This is a genomic window from Nostoc sp. DedSLP03 (assembly GCF_034530815.1).
Classification (GTDB): domain Bacteria; phylum Cyanobacteriota; class Cyanobacteriia; order Cyanobacteriales; family Nostocaceae; genus Nostoc.
The window spans coordinates 26,231-44,191 of record NZ_JAVRCK010000041.1 but is presented as its reverse complement, the minus strand read 5'-3'; the positions used below and the strand labels follow the sequence as shown (position 1 = coordinate 44,191).

The window sequence follows — 17,961 nt, the reverse complement described above, 5'->3', positions numbered from 1 at the left end:
CCCATGCCCCATGCCCAATTTCCAATTAAACTTTCATTTTGGCGAATAAAGACTCATATTGTTTTATTGCTAATGGAGGTAAAGGAAGTAAAAATTCACTTTTATCGAAAACTTTGCGATCGCTCTCTAACAAACTCCATAATGGTTCTTGGATATCGGAAGCGGCAATATTTGTAGAAATTGGTGAATTAGTTTTAGTCAGCACCGAAATTTGTTTAGCTGTGCTTGGTTGCCAACAAAAATCAATCCATTGATCTGATAAAGTATCCTTAGTAACCCCTGCAGGACGTACCCATAAGTCCGCCCAGATTGCTGTTCCTGACTGGGGGATAACTGCGGCAAGCTGCGGATAACGTCCCAAAATAGGCAATACATCGCTTGACCAACCAACCGCTAGCCAAGTGTCTTCCATAATTAGAGGTTCCAAATAATTATTAGAACTGTAAAACTTGACCTGTTGGTTTAAAATCTGTAATTCCTTTTCCAAGTCTGGTACTTGGTCAAGATTGTTTGTATTATAAGATTTTCCTAACTTTTTTAAGACCAAACCAATAACTTCTCGTGGTTGATTGAGTAGAGAAATACGCTGGTGCATTCCATCTCGCCACAAATCACTCCAATCTTTGGGTGTCCATCCCAATTTTTGGAACTTGTCACGGTTATAAACAATTACTGTACTACCCCACCTGTAAGGCGCACCCCACACCTTCCCTTGAGGGTTCAAAATACCCCGGTCGTTGCGCGTTACCAGTTGTTTCCACCTTTCATCTAAAGTAGACCACTGCTTTAATTGGTTTCCCTGCACTTCTTGGAGTGGTTGAATCAATTTCTGTTCAATAGCTGCTTGTAGCCAGTAATCTCCCAATGTCACTAGGTCTGTGTCAGCGGTTTTTTGACTTTGCCTAAAGGGTATAAAGCGACGCCATCCCTGCTCATCACTGGTCTTTGGCTTCTGCTGCCAATTTTGTAATTGGTGAAATAAATCCTGTATGCGTTCAACTGGAGCAAACTTTAACTGCACCCGTTGCTGCAAACCTTTGTGGAACTGATTCACCACCTGACCAGGTATAGAACCTTTTAATAACTGTACTTTTAGTTGCGTTTGCTTGTTTCCACTACAGCCAAAAAGCAGTTGTGAAAGCGCCAGTGTGCTTGTACCCAGCAAAAAAGACCGTCGATCCATTGATTTTGGATTTTGAGATTTTTGATTATACCTAATATTAAGCAGATATTCACCAGTGGCTGACTAGCTGAAAAAGTGAATCTGGAGAATTATCAGTATTTTTTCTTGAGAATACGGGTAATTTTGAATATTTGACTCAAATTAGCAATCTTTTGGCAAATTTCTACCTCAAGATTAATTTTTATCCATAAATTTACTTGGTGGTACTTATAGTGAAACGTTACTTGTATTTAGAAGTAATGATTTAAATGTCACATTTCCAGCAAAAATTATCAATACTTAAATAATCCATAAGTATCGTTAAGGTTGAGAGTAAATTGAATACCATAGAGAAAATGTACGAATAAAGGTATTAAATGGAGCTATTACAGCAGCAGATCCTGATTCTAAGCCAAAAGCTGGATGACCTGTGCCAAGTAATTGAGCAGCTTGATGGTAAAGTCACTCAAACTTTCTCTGAGTGTTCTTTAGCCAATACACAAGCAAAGGATAATTGCCAACAAAATGACGCGGCTGGAGGCTACCAGTTTAAAGGACGTAACAATTTAAATCCAGAAATGGAACACAAGGATGTATTGACAGATGGCATTTATCTAGATATGCATCGTCAAAGTGGAGATAACATAACACCAGAAATTCAGATACAACGACTGACAGCGCAATTAACAGCAGCGTACAATCGCATTGCTGCTTTAGAAGAACAATTACTTAGAGAGAGAATTCATTAAATTTAACCTGAAGTTCAACGAATAAAAAAATAGATTGAGGTAGGCAAGACAAGCCTTTAGGTTCAATACTGAGTGATGGTTTGATAAATATATACTTAGATACAAGTAAGTAATCCAGCCATCAAATTGATACAAAACTTAAACACACTATTACATATCTTTACGTAATAGTGTGATATATCTACCTATAGATTTTTAGTTACTACCTCACTATGAAACAAAAAAAAACAACCCTAAGACTGATGTTATTAGGGTGTTGTATGGTTCAAAAGCCAAGATTTTCTTATTAATCTGTATTTTTCTCATTAGCGTTTTTGGCATCTTGTTATCAAATTGGTTGATGACAAGCCAGACAGCTTTTGCAAAAATTGACCTTTTGCAACCTGCTCCGACTCAACCGCTATTGTAAATATAAAGACTTAATCCCAATTGATGAAACGGCAGAAATTTACGGAGATTTCAAGTCGGAAATTTTAAAAGATTTGCAGCCAAAGAAAAGAGTAAACGCAAAAAAAAGATTGTCATAAAACTGTTGAAATATATAAATCTAAAAGTGAAATAATTAAATTACAGAGGGTACAAATTTTATTAAAAAGCTTATGTGATACATAGCTGGTTTCAGAACTCATATCTTTCTGAGTTTACCAATTTCATGCTTTTATCTAGCACTATCTTTATGTTTTAGTTCCAGAAAATCTTTAGTTACTCTAACTATAGAATCTCCATTTATATAATTTGAAGTATAATTGGGCGTTAATGGTAGATTATCACCCGATTCTAGTACTAAAATAACCCGAAAAAAGTATTCATCTATACTAGTATCAATCCGTTCAAATTCACAGTTTATTCTAATTCTTCTGTCATGCTGCGCAAGATTTTTAAACGCACAGAGAAATAGCATCGGAGGAAACCTCCGTTTATAACTTTGGTGGGGCGGAGAGTCCTGCCGAATTTAATTCGCTAAGAATTAATGAGATGCTGTACTTAGCCGTTCAAGTTGGGCTTCAATGGCTGCCAAAAGTTGGTGTTGCTGCCAATCTTGGCTAAGATGGGCGGCTATGCAAGCGGCTCCAGCGCCCATACCTTCTTTGACAAAGCCCTGCTCATAAGCTCTCAATTGGGGATAACGAGAATCAGCAAAGCTCAGATGAGTTGCTAATAGAGGAGGGGTTTCTCCACTCGCAGTTAAGCTAGTTTTTCCTAAGTTGAGGGCTAAGTCAACTGTAGCGCCAGTAGGATCTTCAGCCACCCAACGGGTTGTGCCTACAACTACTGCTTCTGGTTGCCATGATAAGGCGTAAGCTTGAGCGATCGCACTCATCAACGCATAAACCGCCAACATTTGTGTCCCTCCAGCCAGCATTACACCACAACTACGGCTAGCAGCGATCGCCATCCCAGCTACCACCGCTTGCATCGGATCGCCCACGGCAGCGACAAGTTGTAAGGGATCTACAGAATTTTGGATTTGAGATTGAAAGTTTATCTCACGCTGCTCCCTGCACCCTGCTCCCTGCACCCTGCTCTCCCTCATCTTCTCCAGTCCAGCTTGCACTAGTGCCCACTTTTGCGCGTGGTTACAAACAGGGTGGCTACTGTTAACTTTTCCGGCAGCATCTATACCTAAACCAGTTAAGATTGCCAGGGCAGTTGTAGTACCTCCGACGACGCACTCACCGAGAATCAAATACCCCTGTTGAATATTGGCGGCTAGGCGTTCTCCCCAAAGTAGTCCTTGTTCAAATAAGTGATGTACTGTTGTAATTTCCATAGCAGCCCCTTGACTTAAACACTTAGCAGGAGCGCCACCCAAATTAATTACTGGCACAGCAGGAGCTTGGGGTAAACCAGCATTAAATAAATGAATTGGTATCTTTAGTGACTCAAATACAGCGCGAGAAATCAGCACAGGTGAAGCCCCAGCGGTCAATGGTGGTAGGGGATATTGGGCTTTATGTTCTGGGCCGTAATACAAAAACTCAGCATCGGCACAAGCTGTATATTTCCGATCGTCTGGAGTGCGACCAGCTGCTGAAATCCCTGGAATTAAACCAGTTTCAGTAAATCCTAAAATACAAGCAAATACGGGTAGACAACCACGATACCTTCGCAGCCATTGTTTACCCTGTTCTTTTTGAGTATAAATACTAATTTGGGAATTGGGCATGGGGAATTGGGCATCGGGCATTGGTTATTAGTTAGGACTGATCATTTAACCAATGACAAATGACAAATGACAAATGACAAATGACTAATAATTATCCCTCATAATCCATGAGAACTTGTACCCAGTGTGGTGGGCGGGGAATAGGGTTGCCCAGGCGGTCAAAAAGCAACCATGCTGCCAGGTGTACCACAAAAAGGTATATAAAGTTGTTGAGTATTATTAAAGCGATCGCTCCTACTTGAATCAAAAATACACTGGGACTCGTCAACAAACTCAAGTTAAAAAATACCCATTCAATGAACTCAGTCACTTGGGTAATCACATAAATCCATAGGTCTTCACCTGACAACACAGACAGCAACCACAGCCGAAAAAAGACTCCTAAAGTACCTAATAGCGTTCCCAAAGTAATAGAAACAATCCAGGGAAGACGACGACACCATGTAGCGCCCAAAAGCACGCCCATGAACCCGTAGGGCATGACAAACAGCAAACTGCGGGCTGGTCCCATCAATACCGTCAGCAGTAACCCAGAGGTGAGTGCTGCCATCCATGCCGCACGTTTGCCCCAACGCAGATAAACTAGAGCGATCGGCACTGGAAAAAATATCCGCAAAACTGGGCCCAAAGGAAAGTAAAAATTAATAAACCAAATTAAGCTAGCGGTACTGGCTAAAAATGCTGTTTCCACCATCCTTAAGGGTGCATCAGCCTTGATTTGAGGAGGCATTAACTGCTGTTCTTTATCTAACCAGTGATTTTGAGGAGTTGGAGATTCAGAGGATGGATCTTCCTCCGGTTCATCTGGGAGAGAATCTAAAATACTCATATCTGACAAGTTTTTAAACGATCATTCTTTCTAAGGCTGACAAATCGGGAATACAAATAGTGTCTTGATCCCGTTTAATCAAGCCTTTTTTTTCTAGCCTTGTCAATACTCGTGTCACCGTTTCTCGCGCCAGTCCGCTCAAACTACTCAATTCTCGATGAGGTAAATTGGGGATTTCGGTTCCAGTTTGCCCTTTTTTTCCCTGTCCTTCTGCCAAAAATAACAACGTATCTGCTACCCTTGACTGGCTATCAGATTCCCGCAACCGCAATCGGCGATTTACTTGCCGCAAACGTCGTGCCATTAGTTGCGCCAATCGAACTCCCGCCAAAGGTTCTATCTGAAGTAATTTGACAAAATCCTGAGCAGGCATACTACCAATTACCGTTGGGGCCAAGGTAATCACATCCGTGGATCGAGGTGCTTCATCTAGCGCCGCCATTTCACCAAACAATTCACCTTTGCCAATAATATTCAGCGTTACCTCTTTTCCTTCCAGATTGTAGGTGCGAATTTTTACCCATCCGTCCATAATAAAATACACAGAACCACCCCAGTCATTTTCCAGTAGAATCACCTGATTGGCTGGGTGAGTGCGGGTAACTAGATGGGTGAGGGCTGATTCCACAGCAGTTTCTGGCAACCCTTGAAAAAAGGGAGCGGAGGCGATCATCCAGGAATTAGCCTGTGCTTGCAAGCTATATCGATCTTCCATTACGACATCTTTAACTCAAGCTGCTATGTACACACAAAAAACAGGAGCGCCATTTGTAGCCTAAGCTATCATTGCACAGCTCCCTTTCAAAGAAAAAACTAAACTATGCTACACAAGAAAGCGACAAGAAGTTTTTCTAAATAATCTTTACCTATAAGTTTAAACGGGATAAAAGTTTTGCAAAAAGTAGTTTATAGCCTGCGGTTGGATTGCTTAGGGGCTAGCTGCACTGCAAACTTGATTAGTTATGAATATAGGCAAACAACATTAATGATACTAAAGGGAGTAAATTATTGCTCAGGTATTTTAGCGATTTTCAAAAATAGGCAACCAATGACCTGGAAAATTAAGCTTTTCGAGCAAAGGCTGTTGACGAGGACAAGGAGACAAAGGGATGGGGCGACAGAGAGAAACTTTTTTCCTTGTTTTCTTGGATGATTGAAGATTGCCACGACTCGCAGTAATCCATAACATAATGACAGTCACAAATCCAAGTAGCGGCTTTTGCCACTCAAAACTTCTCCTATGGTAGATGCTGCACGTGAGCAAGATCCTCATAGGGGTACGGTGATTGTAAAGTAATTGTCACATTAGTTGACATACATTTATAGGTAAGGTAGTAAAAGTGACTTTTAGTACAGATGAAATTCAAAAGCTGATCGCAGACATTGACAACTTACTTGCCAGCGGTGGCAAGCGCCTGTCTAAATTTCTGTCTGGTCAGGCGCAAGAGCCGAAAGAAGTATTAGAGCGAATTCGCAACTTCTTGGTGAGGTTACAAGAAAAAGAAGCATTAGAGAGCAGCATCCCAAATCAGTCTTCTGAAGAACCGCGATCGCCCTTGGGGGAGCCATCGCCTTTGTTAACAAAATTTATCGATCGCGGTAATAATCAGTATCCACTACCGCAGCCCGAACTCAGTCAGGAACCGAGTACTATTGGCGCCGGACAATTAAATAATGAATTTTCGAGATTGATTCAGCCGTTGCGATCGGAATTAGAATTGCTTTTGCAAGAGCGAGCCACTCTCACACAAGAAATTCGGCAACTAGAACAAAAGCGATTGCAAAACTACTCCTTAGCGCAGCAGTTGACAAACCAGGAACAAATGATTACCGAGTTTTTACAGGTACTCATGAGTCGCCTTGTGCCAACTTTAACACCACTGATTGGACAGACGAGGGAAAATTCCGCCAGTTCTTCAGGAGGAACTAATTACACAAACTCTACAACTCAATCTTTATTAAAATCCTCTGACGATGTGGAGCGCTTAACCCAGCTAGCTAGGGAGTTAGATCGACGCCTATTATCACTAGATGGGACGGTGAATGTAGTCTTTGAAGCACTACAGCGTAATATTAATACTTATTACGAATCCTTGTCCCAAGCACTGGCAAGAATGCATAGCAAGGGGATGCAAGGCGAACAGCTGATGGCCAGCTTTGTCAACAATTTGACTCAGCATTTGCAACCAGAATCCTCTAGTTCGCAGTCATCTTTGCTGGGAGGAGAATCTGAGACACTACCATCATTGACTGAACCAACCGAGATTGCTGCTGGAGTTGCACCCCAATCCTTGGAGCTTATCCAGGCAGAAACTTCATCTCCACTCACAATTGAGCAACAGGAAAATACCCTCACAGAGGATCTAGATGCAGTGCTGTTGCAGCTTGGTGTAGACTCATCTGAATATTCTCAAACCCCGACCGAATTACCGCAAGATATTTCTGCGGCAATTGGTGATGAAGTAGACCAACTTTACGCCAGTTTGTTTGATGCAGGTGATGTTAATAATCCCAGCCTTGATGTTCCTATCAATGACTTATCTGCTTCTACAGCCTCTCCATCACCGTTGAACATCGCCCAGACCCCGCCTGTCTCTCCAAGCATGGATTCTGCGGCTGTGACTCCAGATACAGGTCTTTCAACTCAAGAGACTTTAGGCGAAACCACAGATTCATCAGAGCCACAGGAAGAACTATTTTTTGAAGAAGAGACTGACCTAGATTCACCTCTTAGCTTCTCTACTCCACAAATAGACAGTTTGCCACAAATCGGCACTCAGCCAGCTAGCGTTGATACAATTAATACCCTAACTGAGTTATTACCTGATGCCGATAGTGAACTGCAATTGCTGGAAGTCTCATCTTCTGTAGATAATGCCACAACTACAGCAACTGACTTATTGCCTGATACAGATAGCGAACTGCAACTTCTGGAAGTCTCATCTTTTGTGGATGATGCCACAACCACAGCACCAGTGGCTCCAGAAGTATCAGAAATTGCTTTGGCAGAGCCTACCGAAAGTATCCCCACATCAGAAGTATTAATTAACAGCGATCGCTCCGAACTGTCTTCAGATAACTATATTGCTGCTTCACCCCAAGAAAACTTACTTTCTATTGAGTCAAACCAGTCTCCAGCCGTACCAGATATTTCTTTAGATGAAGAACAGTTGCAGCAATTAGATCGGGATTTGGCTAATTTCGATCGGCAGCTAAATTCTGAGTCGCAGCCAGCTAATAACTTGGATGTTTTCTCGGAACTATTTGATAATACTCAAGACACAATCCCCACAACTTCCCCTGAAAATCTCCAAATAGCAGAGAATACATCAACAAATGATTTCTCCAGTTTGGCAGTTCCCCAGGTAGAAACTGAAAAAAAAAAGGAAGTCACAACTCCCGTACCAGAAAGTTCTTTACCTCCAATTGCTCACTCCATAAATAATCCAGAAGTTTCGTTCAATACTTTAGAATCAGTCTGGTATTTAGGAATTGATTTAGGTACAACAGGAATTTCCGCTACATTATTAAATCGCTCGACTTTTGTTGTACATCCTATCTACTGGTCAGCAGAAAATCCACCAGGAACAAGTTCCTTTCAGCAATCGTTTCGTTTACCAACAGAGGTTTATCTGCCTACAGCTTCTGTACCCCACGGTGAAAACGAAACTATCGAAGCACATGAGCAGACCGCACCTGCGGCTGTTGCCCAAGATAAAGCACCCGATCGCTCGGCTACTACTCCTGCAACACCAAAATCGACAGCAGATCCGACGAAAAATAACCTCTACTCGGCGCAGTTGAAGCCTTACTTACAAGTAGCCATTCCCTACAAGAGCGAACGACAGAAATGGGAACCTGTTTTGCAATTAAATGAATTTTCGGCAGGGCCTTTGATTTGGGTTGTGCGATCGCTCTCTAAATTACTGTTAACTCTCAAATCCGAAAAAACAAGTACCACCCCTAGTTTAGTGGCTGCCGCTGTTGGGATCGGCGAACAAGATTTTCCCCAGATTATCAATAATATTGCTGGTGTAATTTGTACTTGTCCATCTAGCTGGTCGGAACAATACCGCTTTAATGTGCGGGAAGCTTTACTCACTAGCAAACTCATTCAACATCCGCAGCAAGTCTTTTTTGTTGAAGAAGCGATCGCTAGTCTACTCCCAGAACTCGATGCTGTTAATGGTGAGCAAGTAAAACTAAACGATGCTCAAGGTAATCATCCAGCAAAAACTAGCGAACATCCGATTGTTGGCAACACCCTGGTGATTAACATTGGAACAACTGCCACAGAAATGTTGCTGGTGAATCTACCAGAAGCCTTGCAGCAATTGACATACAATGATTTCATGCTCCACAGTTTTGCTTATGCTGGCAAGGGTATTGAACAAGATATAATTTGCCAACTGCTATTGCCACCGAAATCTCGGCAATCACGCAGAGAAACACCAAGCGATGGCAAAACTACCACGAGTAATTCTTGGCAATGGCAACCATCAATTCCCGGTTTAGACCAAATGCATTGGCAGACTTTAGGGTTGGAAGAATTAGAACTACCTAGAGTCGGAGAACCAGATATCACCGCTCGCATTCGTCTCCAGCAACGTCTAGAAAGTTCTCTACTAGGACAGGCGGTATTAGATGCGGCATTAGCCCTAAAGCTGATTTTGCAACACCAAGACTCTTTTACCCTAGAATTAGCCGATCAGCGCTGGGTTTTGCAGCGACGAGACTTAGAAAGCCAGGTATTTATTCCCTTTGTGCGCCGCCTGAACCGAGAACTTAACAAGTTATTGGTAGCTCGTGGTATCCCCACAGAAGCGATTAATCAAGCGATCCTGACTGGTGGAGTGGCTTGTATTGGGACGGTGAACCGCTGGTTACACCAAAAACTTCCCAGCACTAAGATTATTCAAGATTTATATCTCGGTGAAAACGGCGCTCCCAATTGCAGCCGGGTTGCTTATGGTTTGGCGATGCTGCCTTTGCATCCGCAGATTTTAGATATACCCAGGCAACAATACACTGATTATTTCTTGTTTACAGAATTGTTGCGACTGCTACCAGACCGTCCCTTATCTTTCGGTGAAGTTATTCAGTTATTTGAGGGTCGTGGGATTAATACTCGCATTTGTCAGCAACGGCTGCTGGCTTTTTTGGAAGGTGAACTGCCTTCCGGTTTGATACCTTCAGTCACAGAATCAACCTGGCTGACCCAGAGTTCGCAAGAAAATCCTGACTATCAGGCGATCGCCACAGCACCACTTTTTGAAAAACAAGGAAGTCTCACTTATCGTCCCAATTCTCAACAACTGTTGTCTTTACGTCGCTATCTAGATGCAATCAAGGCTAGTAATCAGCAATCACTGGAGGAACCATATACGGTAAATTTTGCCTTAGAGGTCGATTGTTGAGACTAGTATCGCAAGGCGGAATTAAAAATTAAAAATGAATACAGCATAAGGGTTTCGTTGATTTGGAGTGATTGATTTATTTCCGTCGTGTTGTACTAGTAGATCGCGCTAGAAATAAAAATACTACTCAAAATTCCAAATGCTCATAACATCAGCATTTGGAATTTTGCGAATTACTACTAGTACTTCAGCACAGTAATTTTTGGGATATGTGGGATATGTACGATAGTATTATCTTTTTATTAGTTTTTATTAGATAGATAAAATACCGTAATTTTACAATCTATCACTTGAATTGAAAGATTCTGTAAATTTTTGGTTTTTGGTTTTTATATCGGCTAAAATTTGTGTATATTAACACTCGGTAGTATCGACAACAGTAGAAAAAATCGCCTAACAATCATGTCTATGTCTACACTACTAATGTAAAAATTCCTGTTATAAAACTAAGTTAGTTCTTGTGAATAATCTTTATCTTTATTCAGTTAATTGTTTGCAACAGCCTTCACACCCGTCAACGTTAAGCGTGAGAAAACGATTAATTGACATTGTTGGAGCCATTGTCGGGCTGATTGTTACATTTATAATAGCAATTCCTGTAGCAATTGCTACTTTTATTCATGAGCCAAGTCCAATATTTTATTCTCAAATTCGCTGTGGTTTAAACGGAAAAACTTTCCGCATCTGGAAATTCCGCTCAATGATAGTCGATGCTGATAAATTCAAGCATTTGGTTGAGAACCAAGCCAAAGGTCATATTTTTAAATCCGTTGACGATCCTCGCATTACTCCTGTTGGGAAATTTTTGCGGCGTACTAGCTTGGATGAATTCCCTCAATTTTGGAATGTTTTGTTAGGGGACATGAGTTTAGTTGGTACTCGTCCACCTACTCCTGATGAAGTCAGCAATTACGATCCACACCACTGGGATAGATTGCGAGTCAAACCAGGCATTACCGGAGAATGGCAAGCTAATGGGCGTTCCAGCATTACAGACTTTGAAACCATTGTGAAAATGGATATAGATTATCAACGCAAGTGGTCTGTAACTTATGACCTGAGTCTGATTATTAAAACTATCTGGGTGGTATTTAAAAAAACTGGTGCTTATTGAATTGGGCATTGAACATTAATTATTTCTCCCTCATCTTCCTCATCTACCACTTTCTTGTTCTGACTTGTGAATTCTGAATTCTTTTTTCATCCCTTAACACCGCTACCTGTTTCTGTAGGTACAATGTAACGTTGTAAAAACAAAAAGAGTAATAATACTGGAGCGATCGCAATCACTGAGCCAGCCGCTACTAACCGCCAGTCAAGGGAAAATGTACCTGCTAGCTTGGCGACTCCCAAAGGAAGAGTGTATAAATTTTCGTCTTGGATGACAATTAAAGGCCACAAAAAGTCACTCCAAGCACCAATGAATACGAAAATAGCTAAAGTTACCAGTGCTGGGCGAACTGCTGGTAACATAATATGCCACCACAAACCTAACTCTGAGCTGCCATCCATCCGGGCGGCTTCTTCTATTTCTTTGGGCACACTCATGAAAGCTTGGCGCAACAGAAAAATGCCAAAAGCAGAAGCTAAACTCGGAAAAATCATCCCTAAATAAGTATTTCTCAAACCCATCTGGACTGTCAAAATATAAAGGGGAATCATCACAATTTGGAAGGGAATCATAATCGTAGAGACGATCGCTACAAAAATCCAGTCTCGTCCGATAAAGGACAATCTTGCTAAGGGATAGGCAGCTAAAGCGCAAAACAGTAGATTTAAGCCAACCGTTAGCACTGACACCAAAGTACTGTTATACAGGTATTGTCCAAAAGGTAGGGAGTTCCACACACTAGAGAAGTTATTTAGTGTCGGTTGACTGGGTAGCAACTGTGGCGGCGACTGAAAAATATTTTCCGTTGGCGATTTCAAGGCTGTACTAATTAGCCATAGTAAAGGAAAGAGCATCAACAGGGCGATCGCTCCTAATAGCGCATACATTAACAGATTTTGCGATCGTGATTTTTTCCAGTTCAGCATTTGATTAATAACTTTCCCAGTTCTCTAAATATTTATTACAACTTTCTTGATAACGCTACAACTTGCTTTCAATATTTTGCACTTGCTCAAATATTTCGTGGATGCTCACCCATTTTCACCCACATTTTCCGCACACGAGTTAATTGCAGACGATTCATTTTTAAAGTATAAATTGTTGCTCTACCAATGGTTGTAAGTCCTACAATTTCTGTAGCATCTTCACTCCAAGTAAAATGGTCTGCCCACAGTTGCTGTTGTGGATTAAATAATTAAACCTCATTCTGAGTATTAGGGTCAATTGCTGTTTGGCGAGTTGCTTTATAACGATTACAAGATGGACAAGCCAAGCATAGATTTTCAAATACAGTTTTCCTCCAGCAGACAAAGGAATGATATGCTCAAATTCAAAGGTAGTGACTGTTAAAGCTTCAGCAGTGCGACAGTAAGCACAACAATCAGCAAAATAATTACGAATTTCCTTTTTTAATTCAACAGGAATGTAAACACTCACGCTAGTTGCTGTTTATTTTGAAAAATATTTAAGGTATATCTAGCTCTAGTTTTAAGAATATTTAATTGGTCAACCTGTACCAATAATCTGTCTAAGGTTTCAGTTTCTTCATCTGACAAATCATTGTCAGTATTTTTAATTAATAATTCCTGTAACTGTATCTGAGCTTTGGGAAATAAATAACTTTCTGCCAAAGCTTGCAACTCATCTACATTAAAACCAATCAATAATTCCGAATCTACAGATAAGTTAGTTAACTTTTGATAAGTTTCTAAATCTAACAGCACTCCAACTTTTTTTCCCTCTGCGTTAGTGACATACTGAACTGAGTCAGACATGGCTTTACTTAAGAATTTGTTTAATTTTATTCTAACCTATCATTAAAAATCTGCTTAAAGAAATTCACCTACTTATATTATGGAATTTATTCACATATTAATATAATTAAATCTCTTCACTTTCTGAACTCCCTAATCCTTCCAGAAAATCAAAGAAGTCATTGATTAGTTTTGCGTCATCTTCTTTTACATCACTCCATGTTTGACTGTTGTGAATGATATCTTGTGCTTCGACAAGACAAATACCCAAAGCATTTTTTAAAATTCCAATTGATTCGGCTTTTGAATAATTACTCAATCTTAAAAACTTAATAACAGATTCTTTCTCGGTGGATTCAGTCAACATTTTATTCAACTTTTCAGTTAGTTCATTATCTTTATTCATAGTTTTTCCCCAATTTATAAAAGGCATTATGTTGCACAAATTAAATATTTATCATATTCTTAAGTTATTAGTCTCATAAAAACCATCTACAGCAGTCATACAATTATTTATTTATTTATTAAACCAAGATCGCCGACTTATTTGAAAATTCGGTAATCTTGGTATTTCAATTTTTACTAATTAGATTTAATTGGTAGAAAGTCTGATGTTGTACACATAGCTTTCAAAAGTTTATCTTACAGTTTGAAGCAAATTCACAGTAGTTAATCTTCAATCACTACATAAGGTTGTGGTTCCCGCGAACGTTGGGCAATTTGTTCTCGCCGATACTTTGCAAGTTCGCTGTAAAGCCTCTTACGAGAGAGATTTACACTTCCAACAGGCTCATGCTCTAGCAGCGTATGCCAAGGGGAAAACAATATACCCTCATCCAAGCGTTTGCGTTCTTCAAAGTCAAATTTTTGACTGGGAATACGGACAGTTGCAACTTTAATAAACGGTGAATCTGCTTCTTGCCATTCTTGAACGTGGTCTTCAATCGGTGTTTTGTCGTCATCTACATAAAACTGAATTAGGAAGTCAAAAGACGCTTCTCGACCTTCTTCAGTCAAATATTTGACCAGCGTTTCTCGCAGGTAATTTTCTGATTCTGGAAGTGTTTCTGGTGGTTGCTCAAGCTGTTGAGATTTTACAGATAATTTTACAATCCGCTCACCAAATTTAAACGGAGCCATACTCCAATATTGAATCAAAAGTGGATTTCCTAACTTTTTGCTACCAATTTTTTGCAAGATAGCAAAGGCGTAACCAAGTTCTTCCAGCCGTTCTGGGGAAAGTTTTCCACTACCTGCTTGGGAAATATCGGCGTAATCACGAACATCTTTAGTCAAGAAAATAGGATAATTGTTAAGTATAAAATCTTGAGTTTTTTCTTCATCATCCAGCACTTTTTGCCCGTCCACATTCATCACCTTGATGGCGATACCGCGAACATCAGGCTGGCTATCGGAGTGAAATTTACCACGTTTTTCAGGCGAACCACCACTAGAGAAACGAATCCACGCAGGATAGGTTTGAGGCGTTTTGAACAAACCTACTTTTAGGTCTTCAGGAAGATTGGGTTCAATAATAAACTCTCCCCAAACGAGTCCATGACTTTTGCTATGAATTTGGCGGAGGTCTGGGCCTGTTTTTTGTTGAGCTTGGAGACTACTTGCTATAATTTCGTCAATTATTGCTTCCTGCTCAATGGTAGATGACGTTGGATTAGTCATAAAACATTTGATAATGTGTCCTCATTATCCTGAATCCTGGAACCTTTTTGAGTCAATCCGGTTTCCGTACAAATAACTTGTAGTGGTTTATCCCAAGGCTCAATAGGTATATCAGACAAATAAGCAAAATCAAAGACAATTCCGATAGTCGGCTTTGTCTGCCACTGCGGTAAACTGAGCAAGCGATCGTAATATCCGCCGCCATAACCTAAACGATATCCTTGATAGTCGCAAGCTACACTGGGTACAAGAATCAAATCTACTTCCGCAGCATCTAATAGGGGAGCGTCAGGGTGTGGTTCAATAATGCCATAAGCGCCACTTTGGACAAAATCATTCGGTGTCCAAATATGCCAAGACAGGGATTTATTAACGCAGCGAGAAAATCCCCAACGATATTTGGTGTTGGCAAATAGGGGACTAAGGTCAGGTTCTTGGCGAAAGCTGAAATAAGCGAGTATTGTTTTTGCTTGGGTGAATAAAGTAGAGTTTTGTAAATGAGAGCTAATGCGATCGCTTTTTTCTCTCCATTCTCCAACGGACATTGATTTACGTCTTTTAAGTAGAGTGCGGCGTAGTTCTACTTTATTTAGCTGATGATTGACTTTGTCCATATAAATAAAAATATTCAAAAAAATAAGCTGGGCATCGCCCAGCTTGTATCACTCTACATTCAGCAGTATATTGTTATGCAGCGTGTTGACGATACCACTCAATGGTATTTTTTAGCCCTTCTTCAAAGCTCACCTGAGCCGTGAAATTAAAGGCAAGATTTGCCCGTTCAGTATCTAAACAGCGGCGGGGTTGACCATTAGGCTTATCAGTTTGCCACACAATTTCCCCCTTAAACTCCATCAATTCGCAGATTAGAGTTACTAAATCACGAATGGAGATTTCATAACCAGTTCCCAAGTTAACTGGTTCCGATTCGTTATAGAATTGAGTCCCCATCACAATTCCCCGCGCTGCATCTTCTGAATAGAGAAACTCACGGGTAGGACTGCCATCACCCCAAACTGCAAGTTGTTTTTCTGCATTAATTTGGGCTTCGTGAACTTTGCGAACTAACGCTGGAATGACGTGGGAACTTCCGGGGTCAAAGTTATCTTCTGGACCATATAAATTGACTGGCAGTAGGTAAATCCCATTAAAACTGTACTGCTGACGGTAAGATTGCAATTGAACTAAAAGTGCTTTTTTTGCAATTCCGTAAGGGGCGTTGGTTTCCTCTGGGTAGCCATTCCACAGATCGTCTTCTTTGAATGGCACTGGAGTGAATTTAGGATAGGCGCAGATTGTGCCAACACAAACAAATTTTTCTACTCCCGCTTGGTAAGCAGCATGAATGAGCTGGGTTCCCATGATCAAGTTATCGTAGAACAACTCTGCGGGTTTTTCACGGTTTAAACCGATACCACCGACATGAGCTGCTAGATGGATGATTATGTCTTGCTGGTCAACTGCACGTTGGCTATTTTCCCAGACACGCAAATCCTGATCGCGCGATCGCGGTATTGTAATTTTCTCGCGATCGGCTCCTGCTTTACACAATTGATCTATCACCTGACGGCCTAGAAACCCCGATCCACCAGTGACTAGAATCCGTTTATTTTTTAGTTCTAAGGCGGTCATATTTTATCCTCTGTGATGCCAAATCAGAAGTGCAAAGCGCCCAGTGTTTGACGAATAGTCGCAATGTCATCTGGAAATTGCGAACCTTTTCCATTGGGTGAAGTATGACCCAATGCTTGTAAGTCTGCTTCTACCATTAGGGAAACTAGTTCTTCAAAGGTTACTGATGGTGTCCAGCCCAAGTTCTGCCGTGCTTTGGTAGAATCGCCAATCAACAACTCTACTTCAGATGGACGCAGGTAACGCTCATCAAACTCTACATAATCTTGCCAATTAAGATTCACATAACTAAATGCCAGTTCCAAAAACTCTCGTACCGAGTGGGTTTCACCAGTAGCAATTACGTAATCGTCTGGCTGGTCTTTCTGCAACATCAACCACATTGCTTTGACGTAATCCTTTGCATAGCCCCAATCTCGCTTGGCATCTAGATTACCCATGTAAATCTTTTTCTGTTTACCAGCAACGATACCAGCCACCGCTCTAGTAATTTTGCGGGTTACAAAGGTTTCACCCCGCCGTGGTGACTCGTGGTTAAAAAGTATGCCATTACAAGCAAACAAATTATAAGATTCACGATAATTTACAGTTTGCCAGTGAGCGTAAACTTTCGCACAGGCATAGGGACTGCGGGGATAAAAGGGCGTTGTCTCAGTTTGAGGTATTGCTTGTACTAAACCGTACATTTCTGAAGAACCCGCTTGGTAAAATCGCACCTGAATTCCGGTACGATGCTGGTAGTCTCGAATTGCTTCCAACAGACGCAATGTCCCCATTCCTACTGCATCTACTGTGTATTCTGGTGAATCAAAGCTAACTCTGACGTGGGATTGAGCGCCGAGGTTGTAAATTTCTACTGGCTTTACTTCTTCTAAAATACGCCGTAATGTTGTACCGTCTGTCAAATCACCGTAGTGAAGAAACAGGCGCACTCCCTCTTTGTGGGGGTCTTCGTAAATGTGATCGATGCGGTCTGTGTTGAAGGTAGAAGTCCGGCGAATTACCCCATGAACCTCATAACCTTGTTCCAATAAAAACTCACTTAGATATGAACCATCTTGTCCAGTAATACCAGTAATCAACGCTCGCTTCTGTTGCGTCATGCTCAATTATCCCTTATTGTCTTTGATTAAAAAGTTACAGCCAATCTGATCCAACCTAGCAACTAATTGCTGAATTGCCTAATGGGAAACCTACGAGTTCTTGTTTTTATGAGATTTTTTCCGTAAATAAATATACTGAAGAAAAAGCAATCTAGCACGTAAGTCCAACATTTAGATAACTCAAAATTATTTAATTATGTATATTTTCTTTTACCAAATAATCGAGATTATTTTTTTATATATTTTTTGTCAAAACTTCATATATCTCTAGTTATATGAAGACTTAATAAAATAGCCATTTGAAATTAGACTTCTGGCAAAAGTGCCAAATATCCACACTCACAGAAGCCTGAATTA

The 17,961-nt window shown here is 40.7% G+C and carries 14 protein-coding genes; 3 read left to right on the top strand and 11 right to left on the bottom strand.

The annotated features are described in order from the left end of the window. Window positions 1-25: 25 nt before the first annotated feature. A complete protein-coding gene (locus tag RM368_RS20095; RefSeq protein WP_322695683.1) occupies window positions 26-1,183 on the bottom strand; it encodes an extracellular solute-binding protein in 1,158 nt (385 codons plus the stop codon). Window positions 1,184-1,539: 356 nt separating this feature from the next. Here RM368_RS20095 and RM368_RS20090 point away from each other — a divergent pair, with 356 nt between their 5' ends. Then, window positions 1,540-1,911 carry a hypothetical protein gene (locus RM368_RS20090; RefSeq protein ID WP_322695682.1) on the top strand — a complete coding sequence of 124 codons (372 nt, stop codon included), beginning with the start codon at window positions 1,540-1,542 and terminating at the stop codon, window positions 1,909-1,911. Between the two features lie 967 nt (window positions 1,912-2,878). On the opposite strand, the gene cobT is transcribed toward RM368_RS20090, so the two are convergent. The 3 genes from cobT to RM368_RS20075 form a co-directional block, all read right to left on the bottom strand. Beyond that, window positions 2,879-4,078, bottom strand: a complete 1,200-nt coding sequence (cobT, locus tag RM368_RS20085) for a nicotinate mononucleotide-dependent phosphoribosyltransferase CobT (protein ID WP_322695711.1) — start codon at window positions 4,076-4,078, stop codon at window positions 2,879-2,881. A gap of 91 nt (window positions 4,079-4,169) precedes the next feature. Next, window positions 4,170-4,907: a DUF2232 domain-containing protein gene (locus tag RM368_RS20080; RefSeq protein ID WP_322695681.1), complete on the bottom strand. Its 738-nt coding sequence runs from the start codon at window positions 4,905-4,907 to the stop codon at window positions 4,170-4,172. Window positions 4,908-4,920: 13 nt separating this feature from the next. Continuing rightward, window positions 4,921-5,622, bottom strand: coding sequence for a Crp/Fnr family transcriptional regulator (locus RM368_RS20075; RefSeq protein ID WP_094349203.1), 702 nt, complete (start codon window positions 5,620-5,622; stop codon window positions 4,921-4,923). A 625-nt stretch (window positions 5,623-6,247) separates the two neighbouring features. Between RM368_RS20075 and RM368_RS20070 the strand changes: the two genes are divergently transcribed. Together RM368_RS20070 and RM368_RS20065 are read left to right on the top strand one after the other, a co-directional pair. Further along, window positions 6,248-10,324 carry a hypothetical protein gene (locus RM368_RS20070; protein WP_322695680.1) on the top strand — a complete coding sequence of 1,359 codons (4,077 nt, stop codon included), beginning with the start codon at window positions 6,248-6,250 and terminating at the stop codon, window positions 10,322-10,324. 460 nt (window positions 10,325-10,784) lie between these two features. After that, window positions 10,785-11,438: a sugar transferase gene (locus RM368_RS20065; RefSeq protein ID WP_322695679.1), complete on the top strand. Its 654-nt coding sequence runs from the start codon at window positions 10,785-10,787 to the stop codon at window positions 11,436-11,438. A gap of 86 nt (window positions 11,439-11,524) precedes the next feature. Here RM368_RS20065 and RM368_RS20060 read toward each other — a convergent pair whose 3' ends face one another. From RM368_RS20060 to gmd, 7 genes are all read right to left on the bottom strand, one after another. Next, window positions 11,525-12,361: a carbohydrate ABC transporter permease gene (locus tag RM368_RS20060; RefSeq protein ID WP_322695678.1), complete on the bottom strand. Its 837-nt coding sequence runs from the start codon at window positions 12,359-12,361 to the stop codon at window positions 11,525-11,527. A 507-nt stretch (window positions 12,362-12,868) separates the two neighbouring features. Beyond that, the gene (locus tag RM368_RS20055; protein WP_322695677.1) at window positions 12,869-13,210 is read right to left on the bottom strand and encodes a hypothetical protein; all 342 of its coding nucleotides are present in this window, start codon (window positions 13,208-13,210) and stop codon (window positions 12,869-12,871) included. A 106-nt stretch (window positions 13,211-13,316) separates the two neighbouring features. Beyond that, on the bottom strand, window positions 13,317-13,595 hold the full coding sequence (locus RM368_RS20050; protein ID WP_322695676.1) for a hypothetical protein: 279 nt from the start codon (window positions 13,593-13,595) through the stop codon (window positions 13,317-13,319). Between the two features lie 263 nt (window positions 13,596-13,858). Then, window positions 13,859-14,869, bottom strand: a complete 1,011-nt coding sequence (locus tag RM368_RS20045) for a catalase family protein (protein WP_322695675.1) — start codon at window positions 14,867-14,869, stop codon at window positions 13,859-13,861. Next, the gene (locus RM368_RS20040) at window positions 14,866-15,483 is read right to left on the bottom strand and encodes a 5-formyltetrahydrofolate cyclo-ligase (protein ID WP_322695674.1); all 618 of its coding nucleotides are present in this window, start codon (window positions 15,481-15,483) and stop codon (window positions 14,866-14,868) included. Before RM368_RS20040 ends, RM368_RS20045 begins: the two co-directional genes overlap by 4 nt. 73 nt (window positions 15,484-15,556) lie before the next feature. Then, window positions 15,557-16,501 carry a GDP-L-fucose synthase gene (locus RM368_RS20035; RefSeq protein ID WP_322695673.1) on the bottom strand — a complete coding sequence of 315 codons (945 nt, stop codon included), beginning with the start codon at window positions 16,499-16,501 and terminating at the stop codon, window positions 15,557-15,559. Window positions 16,502-16,524: 23 nt separating this feature from the next. Beyond that, entirely contained in the window at window positions 16,525-17,604 is a 1,080-nt protein-coding gene (gene gmd, locus RM368_RS20030) for a GDP-mannose 4,6-dehydratase (RefSeq protein WP_322671163.1), read from the bottom strand. Window positions 17,605-17,961 lie beyond the last annotated feature (357 nt).